At 66.6% G+C, this 18,414-nt stretch carries 17 protein-coding genes and 1 riboswitch; of the genes, 2 read left to right on the forward strand and 15 right to left on the reverse strand.

Annotated elements, in window-relative coordinates; genetic code table 11:
- Positions 1-2: 2 nt before the first annotated feature.
- The 13 genes from coxB to ACMAUO_RS13975 all read right to left on the reverse strand — a co-directional run bounded on the left by coxB (position 3) and on the right by ACMAUO_RS13975 (position 13,849).
- Positions 3-968, reverse strand: coding sequence for a cytochrome c oxidase subunit II (gene coxB, locus ACMAUO_RS13915; RefSeq protein ID WP_420357580.1), 966 nt, complete (start codon positions 966-968; stop codon positions 3-5).
- Entirely contained in the window at positions 965-1,744 is a 780-nt protein-coding gene (locus ACMAUO_RS13920; protein WP_420357581.1) for an SCO family protein, read from the reverse strand. The genes coxB and ACMAUO_RS13920 overlap by 4 nt, the downstream gene beginning before the upstream one ends.
- A complete protein-coding gene (locus tag ACMAUO_RS13925) occupies positions 1,744-2,136 on the reverse strand; it encodes a hypothetical protein (protein WP_420357582.1) in 393 nt (130 codons plus the stop codon). The genes ACMAUO_RS13920 and ACMAUO_RS13925 overlap by 1 nt, the downstream gene beginning before the upstream one ends.
- Positions 2,129-3,160, reverse strand: a complete 1,032-nt coding sequence (locus ACMAUO_RS13930; RefSeq protein WP_420357583.1) for a hypothetical protein — start codon at positions 3,158-3,160, stop codon at positions 2,129-2,131. Before ACMAUO_RS13930 ends, ACMAUO_RS13925 begins: the two co-directional genes overlap by 8 nt.
- A complete protein-coding gene (locus ACMAUO_RS13935; protein WP_420357584.1) occupies positions 3,157-3,639 on the reverse strand; it encodes a c-type cytochrome in 483 nt (160 codons plus the stop codon). Before ACMAUO_RS13935 ends, ACMAUO_RS13930 begins: the two co-directional genes overlap by 4 nt.
- Positions 3,636-4,133, reverse strand: a complete 498-nt coding sequence (locus tag ACMAUO_RS13940) for a DUF3341 domain-containing protein (protein ID WP_420357585.1) — start codon at positions 4,131-4,133, stop codon at positions 3,636-3,638. The genes ACMAUO_RS13935 and ACMAUO_RS13940 overlap by 4 nt, the downstream gene beginning before the upstream one ends.
- Positions 4,130-5,479: an NrfD/PsrC family molybdoenzyme membrane anchor subunit gene (gene nrfD / locus ACMAUO_RS13945; protein WP_420357586.1), complete on the reverse strand. Its 1,350-nt coding sequence runs from the start codon at positions 5,477-5,479 to the stop codon at positions 4,130-4,132. Before nrfD ends, ACMAUO_RS13940 begins: the two co-directional genes overlap by 4 nt.
- A complete protein-coding gene (locus ACMAUO_RS13950) occupies positions 5,476-8,301 on the reverse strand; it encodes a 4Fe-4S dicluster domain-containing protein (RefSeq protein ID WP_420357587.1) in 2,826 nt (941 codons plus the stop codon). Before ACMAUO_RS13950 ends, nrfD begins: the two co-directional genes overlap by 4 nt.
- A complete protein-coding gene (locus ACMAUO_RS13955) occupies positions 8,289-8,942 on the reverse strand; it encodes a cytochrome c3 family protein (protein WP_420357588.1) in 654 nt (217 codons plus the stop codon). Before ACMAUO_RS13955 ends, ACMAUO_RS13950 begins: the two co-directional genes overlap by 13 nt.
- A gap of 168 nt (positions 8,943-9,110) precedes the next feature.
- Positions 9,111-9,893 carry an ABC transporter ATP-binding protein gene (locus ACMAUO_RS13960; RefSeq protein ID WP_420357589.1) on the reverse strand — a complete coding sequence of 261 codons (783 nt, stop codon included), beginning with the start codon at positions 9,891-9,893 and terminating at the stop codon, positions 9,111-9,113.
- Positions 9,890-10,894 carry a FecCD family ABC transporter permease gene (locus tag ACMAUO_RS13965; RefSeq protein ID WP_420357590.1) on the reverse strand — a complete coding sequence of 335 codons (1,005 nt, stop codon included), beginning with the start codon at positions 10,892-10,894 and terminating at the stop codon, positions 9,890-9,892. The genes ACMAUO_RS13960 and ACMAUO_RS13965 overlap by 4 nt, the downstream gene beginning before the upstream one ends.
- The gene (locus tag ACMAUO_RS13970; protein ID WP_420357591.1) at positions 10,891-11,733 is read right to left on the reverse strand and encodes an ABC transporter substrate-binding protein; all 843 of its coding nucleotides are present in this window, start codon (positions 11,731-11,733) and stop codon (positions 10,891-10,893) included. Before ACMAUO_RS13970 ends, ACMAUO_RS13965 begins: the two co-directional genes overlap by 4 nt.
- A gap of 4 nt (positions 11,734-11,737) precedes the next feature.
- Positions 11,738-13,849: a TonB-dependent receptor plug domain-containing protein gene (locus ACMAUO_RS13975; RefSeq protein WP_420358271.1), complete on the reverse strand. Its 2,112-nt coding sequence runs from the start codon at positions 13,847-13,849 to the stop codon at positions 11,738-11,740.
- A 119-nt stretch (positions 13,850-13,968) separates the two neighbouring features.
- Positions 13,969-14,187: riboswitch (cobalamin riboswitch) on the reverse strand.
- Positions 14,188-14,360: 173 nt separating this feature from the next.
- On the opposite strand from ACMAUO_RS13975, the gene ACMAUO_RS13980 reads away from it, so the two are divergent.
- On the forward strand, positions 14,361-14,966 hold the full coding sequence (locus ACMAUO_RS13980; RefSeq protein ID WP_420357592.1) for a histidine phosphatase family protein: 606 nt from the start codon (positions 14,361-14,363) through the stop codon (positions 14,964-14,966).
- Here ACMAUO_RS13980 and ACMAUO_RS13985 read toward each other — a convergent pair.
- A complete protein-coding gene (locus tag ACMAUO_RS13985; RefSeq protein ID WP_420357593.1) occupies positions 14,929-16,293 on the reverse strand; it encodes an Nramp family divalent metal transporter in 1,365 nt (454 codons plus the stop codon). The genes ACMAUO_RS13980 and ACMAUO_RS13985 overlap by 38 nt on opposite strands.
- 261 nt (positions 16,294-16,554) lie before the next feature.
- On the opposite strand from ACMAUO_RS13985, the gene ACMAUO_RS13990 reads away from it, so the two are divergent.
- Positions 16,555-17,007 (forward strand): hypothetical protein, encoded by a 453-nt coding sequence (locus ACMAUO_RS13990; protein WP_420357594.1) that lies wholly within the window; start codon positions 16,555-16,557, stop codon positions 17,005-17,007.
- A gap of 97 nt (positions 17,008-17,104) precedes the next feature.
- Here the strand turns inward: ACMAUO_RS13990 and ACMAUO_RS13995 are convergent, their stop codons facing one another.
- A complete protein-coding gene (locus ACMAUO_RS13995) occupies positions 17,105-18,382 on the reverse strand; it encodes an MFS transporter (RefSeq protein ID WP_420357595.1) in 1,278 nt (425 codons plus the stop codon).
- Positions 18,383-18,414 lie beyond the last annotated feature (32 nt).

Genomic DNA, 18,414 nt, shown 5'->3' on the forward strand with positions numbered 1-18,414 from the left:
GTTCAATTCCCTGCTTCTTGAGGAAGAGTGGGCGAGAGCGTCTGCAGATAGGCCACCAGCGCGGCCAGATCCTCCTCGGCCAGCACCCCACGAAAGGACGGCATCTCGGTCGCGAAAGACGCCCCCTGCCGGCGCGGCGGATCAAGGATCGAATCATGCAGAAAGGCAGCATCGGCCACGATCGCCCGCCCGTCCGCCAGCGCCACCCGGCTGCCATACAAACCCACCATCGAGGGCGCCCGGCTGGTATCCCCCGCATCCGGGGCATAGCGGCTGGAAGCATGGCACCCGCTGCACCCGCTGCGGATGAACAGCGCTTCCCCCACCGTCGCCAGACTGCCGCTGGCCGGCGCGCTGTTCAGCCAGCCGGCATAATCCGTGGCATTCAGAACCGTCAGCGTGCCGGTCATGCGCGAATGCCCCAGCCCGCAGAACTGCGTGCAATACAGGCGGAACGACCCGGTCCGCGTCGCCGTGAACCATAGGCTCTGATACCGGCCGGGCAGCACGTCATGCTTGATCCGTAGCACCGGGATCGAAAAATCGTGGATCACGTCCTCCGATGTCAGCAGAAGCCGGACCGGCCGTCCCACCGGCACATGCAGCGCGTTGATCTCGCGCTGGCCGCCCGGATACTGGATCTTCCACATCCACTGCTTGCCGGTGACATAGATCTGGATCGCATCATCCGGCGGCCGAAACCCCACGACATAAAGCTGCGTGGCCCACAGAAACAGCCCAAAGAAGATCACCAGCGTTGCCGAGGTCCACGCAATCTCGAACCCCCAGCCTTTATGTTCGGCGCTGGCCCGGGCGATGGGCGACGTCCGGCCTGCGCGAAAGCGCAGTACGTTCAGCGCCATCAGTCCGAACACCAGCCCCAGCACCGCCAGACTGATGATTACCAGACCGGCCAGCAGGATATCGATCCGCATGGCATGGGCCGAAGCCTCGGGCAGCCAGCTCATCGCGCCCTCCGCCAATGGGCCATGGCCAGCATCGTGCCCACAACCAGCACCGTCATCAGCGCACCCAGCCGCAACAGCTTGCGAACGGCCAGTGTGTAGCGCCCGGTGGCGGCATCGTAATGGAAGCACAGCAGCAGAACCGGCGACGCCTCGGCCCGCTGCCCCACCGCCGCCCGCGCCAGAGCCTGGCGCACGTCACCGGCGCGGTAGCCTACACCCAGCACATAGCCCGAAACCATCCCGGCCGGCGTCGCAAAGACCAGCCCCATCGGATGCAGATACTGTTTCAGCCCCGGATCGTATCGCGCATGGAACCCCACCGCATCGGCCAGCCGCCGGATCGACCCTTCCTGCCCGACCAGAAAATGCCAGCCCCGCTCGGCACCCGGCGTGGCATGACGACCCAGATCGTCCTTCCGGGCCCGACGCGCCACCGAAGCGGTTTCGGTCGGGTCGATACTGACGACGATCAGCGTGTAATCATCCGGCGTCTTCAACCCGCTGCCGTCCAGGGCATGCAGCAGATCCTCGCGTTCGAGCGCGCACAGATTGGGGCAATCATAATACCCGATCGACAGGATCGCCGGATGCCCACCGACGAACGCACCCAGCGGCAACGTACGCCCCACCGTGTCGGTAAAGCGCGCATCCAGCGGCAGATTCGCTCCCTGCCGCTGGGTAAAGGCCAGATCGCCCAGCGCGCCTGCCCACGCCGGCACGGCGACCGTCAGGCCCAGCGCCGCCAGAATGGCGCGCCCGATCGCCATCCGGGGCATCAGGGCCGATCCCCCCCGGCAGCGGGCCAGTCGGGAATCCCCTCGCGCGCCACCTGCCGCATCGCCTGCCCGATCGGCACATGCGCCACCCCATGCGCGCGATCCACCCAGCCGAACCCATTCAACTGCGCCATATCCGCCGCGCGGAACGCCGCCATATCCGCCGGCGGATCGCTTTGCAGTGCCGGTGCGGCCATCGGCGGCAAAGGCGTGGCCATCAACCTGTCCAGCCGGTGCTGCGGAAACAGCAGATTCGCCACCACCGCCAGCACCACCACCGCCACACCCACCCCAAGCCCAACGACCAGGACCGGGCGCAGGGCCACATCCCGTTCCTCATGCCGGGGTCGGGAAAAATGCGCGGAGGCAACCGGGGCGGGATCATCAACCATGGATCACCTCGCCCTGCATCGCACGGATGCACAGCGCCACCCCCGCCCCCCCGAACAGCAGCAGCGAAGCCAGCGTCAGCAGCACCGAAACCGACGCCTGCCCCGGCAGCACCAGCCACAGATTGCGCACAACCTCCATGGCCACCAGCAGGCTCGCCGCGCCCAGAACCACCGGCCGCCGCACCTGCAACGGCGCCAGCATCAGCAGCGCGAAAGGCAGCAGGAAATGCAGCAGCACGATCGCCACCGCAACGCCCCCCCACCCGCCATGCAGGCGGCGGCCATACCAGGCGGCCTCAACCGGCAGGTTGGACTGCCAGATGATCAGGAACTGCATGAAATCCAGATACGCCCACAACACCGTCAACCCCAGCAGCAACCGGGCCAGTCCGCGCAACGCCTCCCGATCGGGCCGGCGGGCCCCCACCAGCAGCATGGCCAGCGCCAATGCCAGCAGCCCCGCCCCGGCGGAGGCGATCAGCCCATAGGCGCTCGAATTGAAGCGCGGATCGAGCGATTCCGTCAGATCGATGGATGCGAAACTGAACGTCAACGCCAGCAGGATCAGCCCCACCGGCGCAATGCGCGCCAACCCCCGCCCCCGCAGACACAACACGCCAAGCGTGCCCCAGATCCCGGCATAAAGGGCAATCCGCAACAGTGCGAAGGGCGGGTTCAGATAGAACCGGTTCGCCGCATGCGCGGCACCCTCCCCATGCAACCATGGATAAAGATCCCCCGCCCCGGCCAACAGCACGGCCAGCGCCGGCAGGCCCAGCGGCAAGGTCGCCACGCCGGCCCGCAAGGCCGGCCGCAGGATCTCGCCCCACCGCCCGCCCGTCAGCGCATGCGCCAGCATCAACGCCATGCTGCCCAGCGGCCAGCCCAGCCACGCGGCACATGCCCCCAGCCACGGGCGATAAACGGCATGGGGCATCCACACCAGCCCACCCAGCACCGCCAGACCGGCCAATACGGCAACGGCCCACGCGACACCTTCGATGCGGAGCCGGGCCCGGATCACGGCGCACCCCGCTGTTCGGCCGTCAGATCGGCCAGCGTCATGTGCTGGCTGCGCTGCAACGCATGCACATAGGCAACAACGGCCCACCGATCGGCCGGCGCGATCCGCTGGGCAAAACCATACATCACACCCCGACCGCCGGTGATGACGTCATACACAAACTGCGGCGTCTCGGCGGCCAGCGGCGGCGGGGCGGGAAAGCCGCGCTGCACGATCATCCCGTGCCCATCGCCGATTTCCGCATGGCAGGGCGCACAGAAGACGTGATATTCGGTCCGCCCACGCTCCAGCAGCGCCATCGTCACCGGCGGCACCGGGGCGGAATTGTCGCCATACGCCACCACACCGGCCGGAACCTCGCCGGGCGCCGTCGCACGGCTGGCATACGGGTTCTGCTTCTTCTGCTTCGTCATATCGTCGCAGCCGGCAACCAGCAGCACGGACGCGATTCCAAGGGCGATGGCGGCGCACGACCTCATTCCGCCACCTCCTCGATCCCGATCGGAGCATGATGCGCCAGCACCCGCCGCGCGTAGGCACTATCGGCGGGTCGCACGACCAGCACATAGTTCCCCAGCATGGCCCCGCGCATGCACTCCGCCTCGTCAACCGGATCGTACAGGCGCAACATCCCGCCCAGCAGCAGATAGCCGGCCATGCCGGCAACAACCGCGCCCAGCACCGCCAGTTCGAAGGTCGCCGGCACATAGGACGGCCAGGACAGATCCGGCCGCCCACCGATATTCTGCGGATAGCTGATGGTCGTGGCATAGGCCTGCATCAGAAAACCCCCGACACCGCCCACGATCCCGCCCCCCAGCATGACGGCCGGAAGAATGGAACCACCATCCGCGCCCTCGTCCTCCAGCGGCTCCATCGCCATATAGGTTTCGACAGGACCGCTATCGCCACGCCGCATTTCAGCAGCAGCCTCCCGCATCCCGGCTTCGGTGGCGAAGGCAGCGACGATCATGCCACCCCTCCCCGCAACATCGCGCGCATTTCGGCCATCGCCACCACCGGCATCAGCCGCACGATCAGCAGGAACGTCGTGAGAAACAGCCCGATCGTGCCGAGCAGCAGGCTCCATTCCCAGATCGTCGGCGTATACTGCCCCCAGGAAGACGGCATCTGAGTACGCGCCAGACTGGTCACGATGATCTGGAACCGCTCCAGCCACATGCCCACCAGCACACCCAGCCCGATCAGCCAGACCAGCGGCCCCGTCATCCGCACCGCGCGCCACCACAGCAATTGCGGCAACAGGATATTCAGGACGATGGTGCCCCAATAAACCGGCGCATACAGGCCAAAGACACGCAAGGCGAACATGGTCCGATCCGCCTGATCCGGCCCATAGAACGTGGAAAAGGCGTCCATCAGATAGGCATAGCCAACACAGAGCGAACTGGTCAGGAACAGGCGCCCCAGTACGTCGATATGCCGCGCCGTCACATAGGCCTGCAAACCCAGCAGCACGCGCAGCGGCAGAATGGCCATCAGCACGACGGCGAACCCCGACAGGGCCGCACCGAACACGAAGAACGGCGGAAACTGCGTGGAATGCCAGCCGGTGGCCGCACTCCCCGCGAAATCCATGCCCACGATGCTGTGCACCGACACCACCAGCGGCGCCATCAGCGCGGCCATGACGGCATAGACCGCCCGATAATGCCGCCACTGCCGCCCGGATCCGCGAAAACCCAGCGCCAGCACGCCATAGAACACACGCTGCCCCTGCCCGCGCGCCCGATCGCGCAAGGTCGCCAGGTCCGGCAGAAGCCCAAAATACCAGAACAGGATCGATGCCAGAACATAAGCCAGGATCGCAAAGAAATCCCACACCAGCGGGCTGCGAAACTGCGCCCACAGCCCCATCGTGTTCGGATAGGGAAACAGCCAGTAGAAGAACCACGGCCGCCCCAGATGCAGAATCGGAAAGATCGCGGCACACAAGGCGGCACACAGGGTCAGGCTTTCCGCCAGACGGTTCAGCGCCGTGCGCCACGCCACCCCCAGCAGGAAGAACAAGGCGGAGATGAACGTGCCGCCCGAGGCAATGGCGATCCACCAGACATAATTGAGAATATCCAGTCCCCAGGCCACCGGCCAGTCGATGCCCCAGATCCCCAGCCCGGCATAGAACAGCCAGGCAACCGAAACCACGCCCAACCCCAGCAGCCCCAGCGAGACTGCGAACGCCGCCCACCACCATAGCGGCGTCCAGCGGCCCGCTCCCTCGCGCAACGTCACCGCGCAGATCCGCTCGGTCACCGATTGCGCGGTCTCGCCGGCGGCGATGACGGCCGGGAGGCTCATGACACGATTGCCGGATTGGGATTCCGGATGCGCGCCTCATACGTCACGCGCGGATGCGTACCCTGCTCGGGCAGCACGGCATAAGTCAGCGGACTGGCCTTGCGATGCCTCACGGCCGTATCAGGATCGTTGATATCGCCGAACGTAATGGCCTGCGTGGGGCAGGCCGCCTGACAGGCCGTCACCACCTGTTCCGCCGTGCCGTCCCGATCAGCCGCAATACGCGCCTGCGCGATCCGCTGCACGCAGAAGGTACATTTCTCCATCACGCCGCGCGCCCGCACCGAAACGTCCGGATTGCGGCTGATCGGCGGCCGGCGCTCCTGTTCGGCAAAGGCGAAATAATTGAATCGCCTGACCTTGTAAGGACAATTGTTGGAGCAGAATTTCGTCCCGACGCACCGGTTGTAGACCATCACGTTCAGGCCCTCCGAATCATGCGTCGTGGCGCCGACGGGGCAGACCGTTTCGCAGGGCGCCTGTTCGCAATGCATGCAGAGCATCGGCTGAAAGAACGTGTCCGGGGCCTCCTGCGTTCCTTCATAGGCGCGATCGATCCGCAGCCAGTGCATCTCGCGCTGGCGCAGCACCTCGTCCCGCCCCACCACCGGCACGTTGTTCTCCGCCTGGCAGGCGGTCATGCAGGCATTGCAGCCGATACAGGCATTGAGGTCGATGCTCATCCCCCATGCCACCGGCGCGCCGGGGTCCCGCCGATACAAGGCGGCAGAAACTGCCGGATCTTCCCGACCGGCACCAAGAAATCCCGGCTCCTGCCGAAACCGCGCCAACGTGCCATGCCGCACGATATCGGAAGGCGCATCAGCAACCAGCGTGGCATGGTGTTCGGTACAGGCCACGGCCACCTTGCGACCGGTAGCGGCAATCCGCACCGGCCCCACCACATCCCGCAGCGGATACAGGTCGGTACCGACCCCATCCCCCGTTTCCCCGGCACATTTTCTCCCCGAGCCCAGCAACCCCACGACACAGCCCGGCGCCTGCCCCGGCTGCACCCACACCGGCAGCACAGCCCGCCCCGCCCCCACGGACAGCACGACTTCATCCCCGTTACGAAGCCGCATCGAGCGTGCCAGATCCGGCGGAATCAGCAGCGGATTGCCCCAGACCGTCTTGCTCAACGGCCGGGGCAGTTCCTGCAACCAGGGATTATTCGCCTCGCGCCCGTCCCAAAGATGCGGGTCCGGCCGCAGCAGCAATGTCAGGTCGGCAAATCCCTCACGGGGCGCAACAGGCGGCATAACGGGTGCAATCGCCGCATCAAGGCGCGGACTGGCGGTGCCCGGAACAACCCCGGCCGCCAGCGCGCCCCGCCAGTCGTGCTCCGACGCCAGGCGCTCCCGCCAGACCTGCCGCACCAGTTCCCGCGCCGGGCGGTCCACATCGCCGGCACAGAACCGCAGGACGGCCGCGGCACTGCGTCCGCCATAGAGCGGCATCGCCTGCGGCTGAAGGATCGTCGCCGTGCCGTCATCGGCCCGCGCATCCCCCCAATCCTCGAACCCATGCGCCAGCGGAACATGCCACCGTGCCGCCCGCGCCGTCTCATGCGGCCGGTCCGCCAGCGCAACGCTCAGCGCCACGCGCGGCAACGCCGCCGCGAAACGCGGCACCTGATAGACCGGATTGCCATCCAGGATCAGCAGCGCGCGCACCTGTCCCTTTTCCATATCGTCCATCAGGTCCGGCAATGTGGAAACCGGTTGCGCCGGGCGATATTCAGGCGGCTCGAATACATCGAATACCCTGCCCCGCCCGCCCAGCGCCTCGTTCATCGCATGGACAGCAGCGTGCGCCTGCGCCCCATGATCGGGCCCAAGATGGATCAGCGCCCGCCCACGATGCGCCCGCAGATCGGCCACCACCGCCCCCAGCCAGTCCGGCCCGCCAGACGGTTCCTCGTTATGCAGCAAGGCAGCCGTCAGCCGCCCGATCACCTCGTCGCATCCGGCAGGCCCCGCGATAAACCGATGATCGGCCGCAACCCCCGTCAGGCTGGGCGTCGGTTCCACGGCATATAGCCGGTTCATCGGCCTCCGCACCGGATTGCGCCGCCCGGCGAAGGCCCTGGCATGGCGCAGATGCCCCGGCGCGCTGTCCAGCAGGTCGCTCTCCACCGCCAGGGCCACGTCGACCTGCCGCAGATCGGGAATCACCATCGCCGGGCGCCCATACGCCATGGCCGCCCCCTGCCGCACCGCATCCCGCCCGATAGCGTCCCAGCGATGCCAGATCGCGCCGGGATGGGCCGCCAGCAGCGCGTCGATCGCCGCCCCCAGCGTGGGCGAGGTGACCGTCCCGCTCAGGATGCGCAATCCCGCACCACCCGGCCCGGCGCGCAAAGCCTGAAGAGCGGTCGTCACCTCCTGCCACGCGGCAGGCATCCCGTCATGCAGCGGGCCGCTGGCCCGGTCGGGATCATAGAAATCCTGGATCGCGGCCTGCGCGAACAGGTCGGTCGCCCCCAGGCTGGACGGATGCCCGGGATTGCCCTCCACCTTGATCGGCCGCCCCATCTGATGGGTGACGAGAATGCCGTTGGCATAGCCATCGCGCACATGGGCGCTGGCATAGATGTTGGGCACCCCCGGAACCACCCCCGGCGCCGCCCGCACGGCCGAGACGAAACCACGATCCGGCGTTCCGGGGTCACACCCCGCCAGCCCGCCGCCGGCCAGCGCCAATGCCAGCAGCTTCAGCGTCCGCCGCCGGTCCAGCGGATGCGCCAGCGCCTGTTCCAATTGCGGAAAGCGCCTGATCCACTCCCGTTCCTCGCCCGGCAGCCCCGCTAACGATGGCATATTGAGCACTCCGTCAGGTTCCGGCCGCCGATATGATAGGCCCGCATCAATTCCGCCGCCGACGGCGTCGCAGGGTCCCGATGCCAACCCATGTCATAGACATCCGCCAGCGGGCGCAGGTTCGGCCCCGGATTGCGATGGCAATCCAGACAGAATTGCATCGTCAGGCTTTTCGCCTTGAAGGTCAGGGGCATGCGCGCCACGTCGCCGTGACAACTCTCGCACCCCACACCTTTTGAAACATGGATACTATGGTTGAAGTAAACATAATCCGGCACGTCCGTCACACGCGCCCAGACGATCGGCCGGTTCTCCACCAGGCTGTCGCGTACCGGCGCCAGCAGGGCGGCATTGGTCCAGACCTGCGAATGGCAGGTCATGCAGGTAAAGGTCGGCGGCAGACTGGCCTGCGCACTGCGCTCCACGCTGCTGTGGCAGAACCGGCAATCAATACCCAGTCCCGCAACATGATGCTGGTGACTGAAAGGAACCGGCTGCTGGATCACCCACCCGACATGCCGGACGTAATCGGAGCGCGGCCAGGCAAACCACCACAGACACACCCCGGCGACGGCACCCGCGGCCCCCACCATCGCCATCGTAACGATGACATTGGCCCGTGGACTGAATACCGCCGCCATCGGCCGTTCCATCTTGCAGACCGGGGCGGCCCGATCCGCCCGGGCATCGTTCCCCCCTCGAACGCATCCAGGACGACAAACGATCCCATCACGTCGCGGTGACCTGCAGCAATCCGTCGAAACCGACTATATTTTTCGCGTATTTTTCACGAAACCATCTGGTCTTCGTCAGGTCAGCGCTTCATCAGGCCGGCCACCGGTCAGGCTCCAGGGCACGACCGCATCGCCCACCCGCCGGACGGTCACGCCGTAAACCGCGCGCATGGCCGCATCGGTCAAAATCTCCGCCGGCCGCCCCTGCGCCACGATGCGCCCGTCGCGCATCAGCACCAGCCGATGGCAGAACCGCCCCGCCAGGGTCAGGTCATGCAGCACCACCGCCACCCCCCTGCCCGCATCCGCCAGCCGGCCGAACGACGCCATCACCGCCAGCGCATGGGCCGGGTCCAGCGCCGCCACCGGCTCGTCGGCCAGCAGATAGGGCGCCTCCACCGCCAGCGCCCGCGCCAGCCGCAAGCGCGCGCCCTCGCCACCCGACAACTGGCTGGCCGGCCGGTCGCGCAGATCAACCAGCCCGGTCTCCGCCAGCGCGCCCTCCACCGCCGCATGATCGCGCGCATCATCCCGCGCCGCCCGATGCGGCAGGCGCCCAAGCGCCACCAGGTCCGCAACCCGCATCGGCGGCGGCGGTACGCCCTCCTGTGGCAGAAAGGACAGGCGCCGGGCCCGCTCCCCCGGCGTCATCGCCGCCAGCACGCGGCCATCCAGCACCACCTCTCCCGCGTCGGCCTCCTGGATGCCGGCCAGCACGCGCAGCAGCGTGCTCTTGCCCGCGCCATTGGGGCCGATCACCCCCACAACCTCACCGGGCACCACGTCCACATGCGCTTCATGCAGAACTCGCCGCCCCCCCAGCGAGAGCGTCACCCCCCGCGCAAGCAGGCCGGTCACGACCCGCTCCGGCGCATGGCGATCACCCGGTGAAAGAAGACAGGCGCCCCGATCAGCGCCGTCAGCACACCGATCTGGATCTCGGTGGCACCCGACAGCAGCCGTACCGCCGCATCGGCAACCAGCAGCAGCAGCGCCCCCCCCAACGCGGACGGCACCAACAGGCGCGAAGGCTGGTACCCGGTCAGCGGCCGCAGCATATGCGGCACCACCAGCCCCACGAAGCCGATCGCCCCGCTAACCGCAACACAGGACCCGACCGCGACAGCCGCGCCCACCACCACCCGGGTCTGAACGCCCAGGAGCCCCCGCAGCCGAAACCCCATGCTCTCGGCCACTTCATCCCCCAACGCCAGCGCATCCAGCGCCCGCGCGGTCGTCAGCATCAGCAGGCACCCCGCGACGGTTCCCGGCAGACTGATCCACACGTCGGTCATGGTCCGGTCGGTCAACGACCCCATCACCCAGCGCATCACCTCATAGGCCGCATAGGGGCTGGGCATCAGGTTCATCGCCATGGCCGTCAGTGCGGCGGCAAAACTGCTCAGCGCCGCCCCCGCCAGCAGCAGCACCAGCGTCCCGCCCTGCCCCACCAGCCCCAGCAACAGCAGCACCGCCAGCAGCGCCCCCACCAGCCCGCCCGCCGGCAACAACAGCGCGGAGATCCCGGCCAATCCGGTATAGAAAACCAGCACCGCCCCCAGCGCCGCGCCGCCGGACACACCCAGCAAACCAGGGTCGGCCAGCGGATTGCGCAGATACCCCTGCATCACCGCGCCGCACAGCCCCAGCGCCGTCCCGATCGAAACCCCAAGGATCGCCCGAGGCAGGCGCAACTGGCCAACGATGATCGCCCCCACACTATGCCGCCCGGCCATCAGATCCCCCAGGGCCGAAGGCAGCGAAACCGGGCTATCTCCCCAGGCCAGCGACAGCACCAGCATCATCAGCACGCACGCCGCCAGGGCGGCGATCAGCGGATAGTCGCGGCGGTCGATCATCGGGAACTCTCCAGCGCCTTGCGGGCCTCGATCAGCCGGTCCAGCGTATCGAGCGTCTGCGGCAGGCCACAAAGCCACATCCGGTCGGGCAACGACAGCCGATGCGAGGCCGGAAAAGCATCGCGCAAGGCCGGATGATCCAGCACCGCCTGCGCCATCGACGTACCGACATTCGAACGCGCCACGATCAGCAGGTCGGGCGGCCGCGCCAGCAGGCTCTCCAGCGGCACGCCGAGCGCATGCCGTCCATCCAGCCCGTTCGCCGCATTGCGAAAACCGGCCCGCACCAGAATATCGTCAGCCAGCGATCCGGCACGGGTCACAAAACCATTGGCGGCATAAATCACCGCCGAAGGAGCGGCTGCCCCAGCCGAGACAGAAGAAGCCGCCAGACGCGCCCTGAACGCCTCGGCCAGTTCCCGCCCCCGCGCCGGCACGCCCGCCGCATTCGCCACCGCCACGATCTGGTCCGGAACATCCACCAGCCGCTCGACGGGGTCGAACAGTTCAACCGGCATGCCTGCCTGCCGTGCCGCCAGCAAGGCGGTCACGCTGGCATAGCGTCCACCCACCACCAGATCCGGCCGCGCCGCCACCACGGCCTCCGCCGTGGGCCGAATAACCGGCACCGACCGCGCCTCGCTACACATCACGGAATAGGCGCAATCCCGCGCCAGCGGCGACAGACCCACGATATCGCGGGCCGGCACCAGTTGCAGCAGCAACTGGTCCGTACACAGATTCAGCGAAACGATCCGGTGCCTGGGCTCGGCCCGCGCCCCCGCCGGCAGCATTGCTGCCAGCAGCAGGATCACGAAGCGCCGAACGCGGGCCCGCATCCTCTCAGTAAGACAGCGTGAAGCCGCCATACCCGCCGCGCCCCGGCTGCAGATACCCGATCGGCTCCTCATATTGCCTGTTCAGCAGATTATCCGCACGGGCATAGACCGAAACAAACCGGTTGATCTTGTAATTGGCCGCCACGTCGATCGTCACGTACCCATGCCCCTTGGCGCAGATGCTGCATGTCTCGCTGCCGATCACCGGCAGGTCGCGCCAGCCGCTGGTGTAGAGGATGTTGCCCGAGAAGGTCAGATCCCTGATCGGCGTCCATGTCGTATTGAAATTGAATTTATGCTGTGGACGCTGCTGCAATTCCGTATGCACCGTCTCGTCGCGCGCATGGGTCCAGGTATAGCTGAGGTTGAATTCCAGATCGCTGCGCGCCTTCCAGTCCAGAAAGGCCTCCACGCCATACATGCGCGCCTTCGCGACATTCTCGTACGAATAATTGTAGTTGTACGAAGAATCGATCGACAACGACGACTGGATCAGGTTCCGGACCCGGTTGTCATACCACGTAGCGCCGAATTTCAGGCGATCATGCAGCAGCTTCTGCTCCACCCCGGCATCATAGCCGATCAACTGTTCCGCCCGCAGGTTTGGATTGCCTTTTTCGGAATACCCCACGCCAACCTGATTGGCGAAAAGCTGGTACAACGAAGGCCCATGGAAGCCGGACCCGGCACTCGCCTTGATGATGGTACCCGTCCCCGGCACATGGATGGCAGGTGCCACCCGCCAGGTCACATGGTTGCCATAGCGCGAATTGGCATCATAACGGATATTGGCCGCGCCATACAGGATCCGGTTCCAGTTCCCCTGATACTGCCCATATCCCGCCGTCGTATCCATGCCGGCCGAATTATCATACCCGCTGTCCCACATGCTGGACGCGGTATGGCTGGTGTTGAAGCTATCGTGGAAATGTTCCGCACCGATCAGGAACTGACCGTACTGCTTGAGGTCGAAGGTCCCATGCCAGTCGATCTTCAACCGCTCGGACCGATAATAGCTGGGGTCGGGATTGATCGCGCTGCCATAGCTGGTTCCCGTCTCCGTCCAGCGATTGCGGTTGGTCATGTATCCCAGCCCGATCACCTGATCGAACAGCCCGTTGAACGAGACCAGATGCGCCGTGCCGCGCACGATCGCCTGATTCTTGTTGTTCTGCTCCCGCACACCGGAATCCCCATACAGATTCTCGCTTTGCAGATCATAGACCGAATAGGAATGATAATTCGACTGGATCAGGCGCGCCGTCAGCCCCAGGTCAAACGTTCGGGTCACATCATATCCCAACCGGATATTGGCACTCCGGTTGTCGTTGCGATTCCCCTCGTTGCGCTGCTGGCGGTCGGCACCGTAAGCCCGCTCGATATAGGACGGAATATTGTTGAACCCGTCCATGCGGTAATGGGACAGCTCGATATTATAGTGAAACCGCCCCTTGCTGCCCCGCGCCCCCAACACCTGGTTGAACGTGCCGTATTCGCCGCCCTCAAGCCGGACAAACGGCTTGAAACGCCCCTGCCCCTGGGCTGTAGTAATGTCGATGACGCCCGCCATGGCATCGGCGCCATACAGGCCGCTTTGCGGCCCGCGCAGGATCTCGATCCGCCCCATGCCATCGGTCACGAACTGCCCGGCATCGAACGCGCCGCTGGCCGAACTGCCGTCATTGACGTCCATGCCGTCCATCCGGACCTTGACCTCGTTCGCATTATTCCCGCGCATGAAAATCGAGGTCGTGCCGCCGACCCCACCCGTCTGCACCACATTCAGTCCCGGCTGCCGGACCAGAATATCCGCCAGCCCCCGACGCTGCTGGGTCTGGATCTGCTGTTCGGTGACGATGGTCACGCTGGAGCCGATATCGTCCACACTAACGGGGCGACGGGCGGCGCTGACGGTAATCGCCTCGCCCCGATCCTGCGGCTTCAGCACAATATGGCTGCCGGCGGGTGCCACCGGGCGCGTCGTCGCGGTCGCGGCCCGCACGGCAGGCGCCTTCCCCATCGCGGGCGAAACCGGCACCTCCTCCGCCAGCGCGGCGGAAAGTCCGACGGCGGTAAACAGCGTGGAGAAAAAAAGAATCGAGCGAAAATCGTGCATCAGGACCGTTCTCGTGACCATGCGCGGCTGCCACGAGACCACGGGTCACGATCCGTCATCCGATGCCGGGATAACGTCCCTGTCCCGTCCGCCAGATCACCCCGCCTGACGGTTCCCGGTCGCAACCAGTGCTGACGGCAGGTCTCCTGGCTCGCGGTTGTCGTTCCGCATGGCCTTCCCGGGTCGAACGAAACCCCAGTGGCCCCGGGCCATGACGCCCGGCGATGCGTGAACATGCCGCCTACAGTTGCGGGGACAGCCACAGGCTTGGGCCTTCCGACCCGCACTGTGTTCCCTTTTAATCCTCATCGAGAGGAACCATCGCGCCCTTCATAGAATCTGCGCCCTGCCTGTCAAGAAAAACGCATGGGCGGCCGCAATAAAACCCGCCCGTTCCCCTCAACAGGCACGCGCCAGCCTACGACCCGGGCCCGGGAACCAAGCCACCTTATCAACCGCATCGCTTCTTTTTCGCTTGATCGCCCGCCCCCGATCCCGGTTGATCGCGGGCATGATCCTTCCTCCCGCCGATCAGGCCGGCACCCACGCCCTGCTGCTGGTCCGCCACCCGCCCGTGGCAATAGCGCCCGGCACCTGTTACGGCCGGCTGGACATCGCGCTGCGCCCCGGCTGGGAACGTCATGCCGACGGGCTGGCGGTGCTGGCGCGCGGCGCGGCGATCCATGTGATCCACAGCGCCCCGGCCACCCGCTGCCAGATGGTCGCAAGCCGCCTGGCCGCCGCGACCAGCCTCCCCCTGCGGATCGACTCCCGACTGGCCGAACTGGATTTCGGCGCCTGGGAGGGCCACCCCTGGGCGGATATCGACCGCACGGCGCTGGACCGCTGGGCCGAAAACCCCGAGGATTTCGCGCCCCCCGGCGGCGAGAGCGGCGCCGCCCTGCGCCGGCGCATCCTGTCCTTCTGGGCCGACCTGCTGCGCGAAGGCCAGCCGGCCGGAATCATCTCACACGGCGGCCCGCTGCGGCTGCTCCGGGCCCTCGCGCGCGGCGAAACGCCCGACCTGCTCGCCTCCCCACCGCCGCAAGGCAGCGCCTCGCTGTTTTCGCTACCGGCGCTCAACCCGCCAGCACATCCCACAGCAGCTTGCCGTTGAGCCCCAGAATGACCACCGCCACCACCCACGAGAGGGCGGCAACCGGGCGGGAAATGACGAAACTCCCCATCATCCGCCGATCGGACACGAACCAGACCAGCGGAATGACGGCAAACGGCAATTGCAGCGACAGCACCACCTGACTGAACACCAGCAGCCGATCCACACCCGCATCGCCATACAGGGCCGTCACCACCACCACCGGTACGATCGCCAAGCCCCGCGTGACCAGCCGCCGCGCCCAGGGCGGCAGGCGCAGGTCCAGGAACCCTTCCATCACGATCTGCCCGGCCAGGGTTCCGGTCACGGTGGAATTCATCCCCGCCGCCAGCAGCGCCACGGCGAACAGTGTCGCGGCCGCCCCCAGCCCCAGCAGGGGCGAGATCAGCCGCCACGCCTGCCCGATATCGGCCACGTCGCGATGCCCGCTCTCATGGAAGGCAACGGCAGCGACGATCAGGATCGCGGCATTGACGAAAAACGCCATCATCAGCGCCAGCGTGCTGTCCCAGGTCGCCCAGCGAATGGCATCGCGCCGCCCGGCCTCCGAGCGGTCATAGGCCCGCGTCTGCACGATCGAGGAATGCAGATAGAGATTATGCGGCATCACCGTGGCCCCGATAATCCCGATGGCGACATACAGCATTCCCGGGTCGGTCAGGATCTCCGGCCGGGGCACCAATCCCCCCAGCACCGCGGCCACAGGCGGCGCCGCCGCCACGATCTGGATCGCGAAACAGAGCGCGATCACGCTCAGCAGCCCGATCACGAAGGCTTCCAGCGCGCGGAACCCCCGGTTCATCAGCATCAGCACCACGCCCGCATCCAGCGCGGTGATCACCGCCCCCGGCAGAAGCGGAATCCCGAACAGCAATTGCAGCGCGATGGCGGTGCCGATGACCTCGGCCAGATCGCAGGCGATGATCGCGGCCTCGCACGCCACCCACAGCACCATCACCACCCAGGGCGCGAACCGGTCGCGACAGGCCTGCGCCAGATCCCGGCCGGTCGCGATGCCCAGCCGCGCCGACAGCGCCTGCAACAGGATCGCCATCAGGTTCGAGAGCATGACGACCGAAAGCAGCGTGTAGCCGAACGCCGAACCACCGGCGAGGTCGGTCGCCCAGTTACCCGGGTCCATATATCCCACCGAGACCATGTAGCCCGGCCCCATAAACGCCAGCAGCCGCCGCCAGCCGACAGCTCCGGCCGGAATCCGTATCGAACCGCCGATATCGGCCAGGCTGGAGGCCGACGCCCCGCGCGCCCTGCCGCCGCCCGCTTTCAGGCCGACGGACGCATCCACGCCAGGAGAACGATCAGACATCGATTGGAACGCCCTCCGCCGGAAACGGGATTACGGACCGCCTGCAGCCAGCGTAGGACCGGACGGCAGAAATATGCAATATGCTATATGATGTGGCCAAGGCAATGCGACAAGACCCGCACCCCGCCCATTCCGCCGGATTCTCCGCCTTCGCCGCGTCGCACGAATCCGATCGCGCATCAGGCACATTGTAAAATCCGTGAGATCAGGGTTGAGTGAAGAGCCGCCCGCCGGCACGCACCCTGTCGAGGAGGATGCAGCGTGAAGAAAATCCTGTCCGCCGGACTGACTCTCTACACCCTGGGCCTGTATCCGGCGGTCTGCGCAACACCCGACCCGGCGGCCATGACAACGGGGCAGGTCACGTTCATGATGAAGGAGATCGGAGTCGGCGCCGGCTACACCTGGGGCACCGGGCAACTGGTCTATGGTGGCCGGTCCTACGACTTCACAATTTCCGGCGGTGGGTTGGGCACCGTCGGCTATTCGCACATCGCGGGCCACGGCACGGTACGCAACCTCTCCCGCCTGCAGGATTTCGACGGCACCTACTGGGCGGTGCAGGCCGAAGCGACGGTAGGCAAAGGCCTGGGCAGCAAGCTGCTGGAAAACAACCACCACGTGGATGTCAACCTGACGGCCGCCACCGCCAGCGGCGCCCGCCTGTCGGCCGAAGCCATGCGGATCACATTCCACCTACGCCCCCCCAACTGAGAGCGGGGCCGGAAATGCGGTCTGGCGGCGCTCTCGCTGCTCACCAGCCCATATTGTCAGTCAGCCTTTTGAACCCCTTGCGGGAATAGCAGCGCCCTTACGACACGCCCTCGGCCGTATCCTTCCCGCCGGACACGGACGGCGCCGCCTCCCGGCGCGAGGTATCGCCCATCAGCAATGCGACCAGAATCACGCAGACCAGCCCCGCCCCCGCGAGGATCAGGAACGCCAGCGAAACCGAACGGTCGGCCACCGTGCCGGCCAGAGAAGTCGAGAAACTGGCCCCCGCCCCCATGGCCAGCCCCAGAATCCCCATGCACATGTTGAACCGGCCGCTGATGCGCGTCAGGTCGGCGGCAACCAGCGGCATCATCACCCCGAATGACGACGAACTGACCCCGTCCAGCAACTGGATCGCGATGATCAGATAAGGGTTGGTCGTCGTCGCCAGCAGGGCGGCGCGCAGCGGCAGGGTGGCGAAGGTCACCAGCATCACGGGCCGCCGCCCGACCGTTTCCGCCAGCCGGCCGATGACCGGCGACAGCGCCGCGCCAACCAGTTGCGGCAGCAGGATGCAGGCCGCGATCACGATCTCGGCGATATTGCCCGCATCCTTCGTCACCTGCCCCGCCGCCAGCGACAGGATGCCCGCCGCCGACAGGTGGAAGAAGGCGACGCAGATCGCAAACGCGAACAGCCGGCGGTCACGCAGCAATTCCCACATCGCGCCCTTGGTGCGCGGCGGCCGTTCGCCTTCTGCCACGGCGGCGGTGTTGATCGAAGCCGCCGCTTCGACCGGCTCGATCATCATCAGCGCCATCAGCCCCGGCATCGCCAGCGCGGCGCCGAGGAAGAAGGTCGCCTGCGGCGAGACCCAGTAGCCCACCGCCCCCATCAGCCCCGAGCCGATGGCGTTGCCGATGGAGGCGAAACTGGCATTGCGGCCGAATCGCTCGCCCAGCAGCCCCTTGCCGTCATCGGGCAGGCGCAGCACCTGCGCCGCCACCACCGCGAGCGTGATCGCGCCGATCGCGGGCGTCAGCGTGCAGCTCGCCAGCCCGTGCAGCACCTCGGCCAGCGCCACCGGCAATTGCTGCGGAAAGATGGCCAGCAGCAGGCACGAGAAGATCACGGCGAGGATCGAGAACGCCGCGACGCGATGCTTGTCGCGCAGCCGGTCGACCAGCATGCCCGCCGGCACCTGGCTGACCATGGCGGTCATCGACCCGATGCTGAGCACATAGCCGATCTGCCCCTGCGTCCAGTGGGCGCCGGTCAGATACACCGCGATGAACGAGCCGAAGGAGGCCTGCAGGTTTCCGACGAAGAAATTGAGCAAATCCAGCCCGCGCTGGCTGTTCGTGGGCAGTTTCACGCAGGGCCGTCCCCGTGCCGCCTCAGGCCGCG

Origin of the sequence: Gluconacetobacter brunescens (assembly GCF_048695475.1) — a bacterium.
Classification (GTDB): domain Bacteria; phylum Pseudomonadota; class Alphaproteobacteria; order Acetobacterales; family Acetobacteraceae; genus Gluconacetobacter.

Coding starts and splice junctions, on each gene's coding strand:
- ACMAUO_RS13950 (WP_420357587.1), bottom strand. CDS start 8,301: ATGCCATCGTTAGCGGGGCTGCCGGGCGAGGAACGGGAGTGGATCAGG.
- ACMAUO_RS13955 (WP_420357588.1), bottom strand. CDS start 8,942: ATGGCGGCGGTATTCAGTCCACGGGCCAATGTCATCGTTACGATGGCG.
- ACMAUO_RS13965 (WP_420357590.1), bottom strand. CDS start 10,894: ATGATCGACCGCCGCGACTATCCGCTGATCGCCGCCCTGGCGGCGTGC.
- ACMAUO_RS13935 (WP_420357584.1), bottom strand. CDS start 3,639: ATGAGGTCGTGCGCCGCCATCGCCCTTGGAATCGCGTCCGTGCTGCTG.
- coxB (WP_420357580.1), bottom strand. CDS start 968: ATGAGCTGGCTGCCCGAGGCTTCGGCCCATGCCATGCGGATCGATATC.
- ACMAUO_RS13985 (WP_420357593.1), bottom strand. CDS start 16,293: ATGTCTGATCGTTCTCCTGGCGTGGATGCGTCCGTCGGCCTGAAAGCG.
- ACMAUO_RS13970 (WP_420357591.1), bottom strand. CDS start 11,733: ATGCGGGCCCGCGTTCGGCGCTTCGTGATCCTGCTGCTGGCAGCAATG.
- ACMAUO_RS13980 (WP_420357592.1), top strand. CDS start 14,361: ATGATCCTTCCTCCCGCCGATCAGGCCGGCACCCACGCCCTGCTGCTG.
- nrfD (WP_420357586.1), bottom strand. CDS start 5,479: ATGAGCCTCCCGGCCGTCATCGCCGCCGGCGAGACCGCGCAATCGGTG.
- ACMAUO_RS13920 (WP_420357581.1), bottom strand. CDS start 1,744: ATGCCCCGGATGGCGATCGGGCGCGCCATTCTGGCGGCGCTGGGCCTG.
- ACMAUO_RS13940 (WP_420357585.1), bottom strand. CDS start 4,133: ATGATCGTCGCTGCCTTCGCCACCGAAGCCGGGATGCGGGAGGCTGCT.
- ACMAUO_RS13925 (WP_420357582.1), bottom strand. CDS start 2,136: ATGGTTGATGATCCCGCCCCGGTTGCCTCCGCGCATTTTTCCCGACCC.
- ACMAUO_RS13975 (WP_420358271.1), bottom strand. CDS start 13,849: ATGCACGATTTTCGCTCGATTCTTTTTTTCTCCACGCTGTTTACCGCC.